The organism is Desertihabitans aurantiacus (assembly GCF_003344635.1).
Lineage (GTDB): Bacteria > Actinomycetota > Actinomycetes > Propionibacteriales > Propionibacteriaceae > Desertihabitans > Desertihabitans aurantiacus.
Map to the genome: position 1 here is coordinate 1 of NZ_QPKK01000353.1, position 3,166 is coordinate 3,166.

Consider the following 3,166-nt stretch of genomic DNA (forward strand, 5'->3'; position numbering starts at 1 on the left):
CCTGGCCGGCCCCGCTCGACCCCGACGCGTTGGCGCGCCGCCGTGAGGCCGCCCGCGCCGTGGCCGCGGCGCGGGAGCGGTTCCGGCGCACCGGCAGCTACGAGCCCGAGACCGCGCCGGAGCTGCTGCTCGACCAGGAGGAGCAGCTGGCGGTCTGGGACGCCGACCTGGAGCGGCTGGTGACCGAGGTCGGGGAGGGACGCCGACGCCGCCGCGAGGTGCGGTTGCCGACCTCGCTGACCGCCACCGAGCTGCTGCGGGCCCGGGCCGACCCGCAGGAGTTCGCGGCGGCGCTGGTCCGGCCGATGCCGCGGCCGCCCTCGCCCGGGGCGGGGCTCGGCACCCGGTTCCACCGCTGGGTCGAGCAGTTCCTCGGTGCGACCGCGCTGGTCGACCTGGACGAGGTGCCGGGCAGCGTGGACGAGGGGCTGGCCGGTGAGCAGGAGCTGGAGGAGCTGTGCCGGGCCTTCGCGGCCGGCCAGTTCGCCGAGCGGCGGCCCACCCACCTGGAGCTGCCCTTCACCACCCGGCTGGCCGGGCACCTGGTGCGCGGACGGATCGACGCCGTCTACTGCGACGGGGCGCACGACACCGCCGGTGCGGGAGCGGACGGGGAAGAGCCGTGCTGCCTGGTGGTGGACTGGAAGACCAGCCGGCACCACCTGGCCGACCCGGGCCAGCTCGCGGTCTACCGGGCGGCCTGGGCCGAGCTGGCCGGCGTCCCGCCGGAGCGGGTGCGGGCCGCCTTCTACTGGGTGCGCGAGGACCGGTTGGAGGTGGTGGACCCGCTGCCCGAGATCACCGCTCCCGCAGGGTGAGCGGGGTGGTCGGCGCCGAGTGGGACGGACGCGGTCGCGGCACTACCCTTGCGCCGGTGAGAAGCTGGGCCGCAGGCAGCGCGCTGGACCGCCAACCCCTCCACCGGCAGAGCCCGGAGTGGCTGGCCCGGCTGTGGGAGCAGGAGAACGCCCGTCTGCTCAAGGTGACCGAGACCGGGGAGTTCTACACCTGCGACAGCGGGCACCGGCTGCGGCTGCCGAGGCCGTTCGTCGCCTTCGACCCGCAGCGGCACTACCTGCTGGGCACGGTCGCCGAGGTGCCGGTGTTCACCGTGCTGTCCCTGCCCGAGGGTGAGACCGGCAGCCTCCGCTCGGTCGGCCACCAGCTGGACGAGCAGGAGCGCGAGCTCGCCACGGTCGCGGTCTCGCTCATCAACTGGCACCGCCAGGCCGCCCACTGCCCGATCTGCGGGGCGCCGACCACGGTGCTCCACGGCGGCTCCTCGCGCCGCTGCACCCGGTGCGGGGAGCAGCTGTTCCCGCGCACCGACCCCGCGGTGATCGTCGCCGTCGTCGACCCCGAGGACCGGCTGCTGCTGGCCCGGCAGGCGTCCTGGCCGGAGGACCGCGCCTCGATCCTCGCCGGGTTCGTCGAGGCGGGGGAGTCGCTGGAGCAGGCGGTGCACCGCGAGATCCTCGAGGAGGCCGACGTCGAGCTGACCGACCTGCGGTACTGGGGCAGCCAGCCCTGGCCGGTGCCGCGTTCGCTGATGCTCGGCTTCACCGCCCGCTCCGCCTCCAGCGAGGTCACCGTCGACGGCGACGAGCTCGTCACCGGACGGTTCTGGAGTCGCCAGGAGGTGCAGCAGGCGGTGGTCGACGGGTCGCTGGTGCTGCCGATGAGCTCCTCGATCGCCTCCCGGATGATCCGGGCGTGGTTGGACGGGCGGCTGCTCGGGGACGGGTGACCGCTCAGGGCCGCACCGGGGTGGCCCGGCAGTCGTGCCGCGCCAGGGCCTGCTGCCGGCGGCGTCCGGGCGGGCTGCAGAGCAGGGCGGCCAGGACGACCACCGCCGCCCCGAGCAGGGTCCAGCCGTAGCCCACCTGGGCGATCGCCAGACCGGCGAGCACCGGACCGAGCAGGGTGCCGACGGTCAGCGCGCTGTTGACGGCGGCCAGTCCGGCGGCGGGGTGGTCGGCGAAGACCCGGGAGCTCCAGATGCCGTGGGCGGCGATGACGGCGTTGTAGCAGGTGCCGAAGAGCACGGCGGCCGCGAGCGCGACGGGCAGCTGCCCGGTGCCGACGGCGAGCAGGGCCAGCGAGGCCGCGAGCGCGACGCAGGCGGTGAGGTACCCCACCCGCAGTCCCGTCCGGGACAGCACCACCCCGCTGAGCGAGGCCACCACCCCGGCGACGCCGCAGACGGCGTAGACCACCCGCGCCGCCGTCGGGTCCAGGCCGGCGTCGCGCAGGGCGTCCACGCTGAACGACCACCAGACCGCGCTGCCGGTGCCGACCAGCACCGCCGAGAGCAGCAGCGGCCCCGAGCGCGGGCAGAGGAACCAGGTCCAGCTGAGCTGGGGGCGGCGGAGCGGGGCCCGGCTGCGACCGGGGGCGAGCAGCACCGCGGCGAGGCCGACCACCACCGCGAGCCCGACGAACACCAGCCAGGCCGTCCGCCAGTGGGCACCGGCCAGGATCGCGACCGGTCCGGCCAGCGCGACCCCCCAGCCGGTACCGGAGCTGATCGCCGACCAGGCGACGTCGCGGCGCTCCTCCCGCACGTCGCGGGCGACCAGGTCGGCGTAGGGCGGGAAGGCGAACCCGGCGGCCGCCCCGGCGACCAGCACCCCCAGCGCGAGCAGCGGCGTGGTGGTGGCGACGGCGACCAGGGCCATCCCGACCGCGGCCGTGCCGGCGGCGAGCCCGACGGCCACCCGCGGCCCGAACCGTCCGCTCACGCCGACCACGGCGAGGTTGGCGAGGAGATAGGAGGCGTAGGAGGCCGAGGAGATGAGCCCGGCCGCCCCGGGGCTGAGCGAGAGCTCGGCGCGCATCTCGGGCAGCAGCAGCCCGTAGCCGTAGCGGGCCAGGCCGAAGGTGACCGCGACCATGGCCGCGCCCGGCAGCACGGTGCGGCCGAGCGGCCGGCCGCGCTGCGCGGTCGGTTGCGCCGTCGTCTCAGCCACGGGCCACCTCCTCCGGCGTGGTGTGGGCGAGCGGGCACCCGACGCCGCCGGAGGCGCAGGCGTCCCGGTCGCAGAGCCGGCAGAGCCGCAGGGCGGGCAGGTGCTCCTCGGTCAGCCCGCCGACGAGGAGGCCGAGCAGCCGCTCGAGCTCGGCGCGGTCGGCGGGGGACAGGTCGCGGACGACGTCGGCCAGCGCC

4 protein-coding genes are annotated in these 3,166 nt (G+C 76.5%); 2 read left to right on the top strand and 2 right to left on the bottom strand.

Features of this window, described 5'->3' with window-relative positions; genetic code table 11:
* Together DVA66_RS18735 and nudC are read left to right on the top strand one after the other, a co-directional pair.
* The coding region (locus DVA66_RS18735) for a PD-(D/E)XK nuclease family protein (protein ID WP_198671941.1) at positions 1-818 on the top strand (818 nt) is incomplete at its 5' end.
* A 56-nt stretch (positions 819-874) separates the two neighbouring features.
* Positions 875-1,747 carry an NAD(+) diphosphatase gene (gene nudC / locus DVA66_RS18740; protein WP_157974132.1) on the top strand — a complete coding sequence of 291 codons (873 nt, stop codon included), beginning with the start codon at positions 875-877 and terminating at the stop codon, positions 1,745-1,747.
* Between the two features lie 4 nt (positions 1,748-1,751).
* Here the strand turns inward: nudC and DVA66_RS18745 are convergent, their stop codons facing one another.
* The gene (locus DVA66_RS18745; RefSeq protein WP_114561385.1) at positions 1,752-2,969 is read right to left on the bottom strand and encodes an MFS transporter; all 1,218 of its coding nucleotides are present in this window, start codon (positions 2,967-2,969) and stop codon (positions 1,752-1,754) included.
* The coding region (locus tag DVA66_RS18750; RefSeq protein WP_198671942.1) for a hypothetical protein at positions 2,962-3,166 on the bottom strand (205 nt) is incomplete at its 5' end. The genes DVA66_RS18745 and DVA66_RS18750, both read right to left, overlap by 8 nt.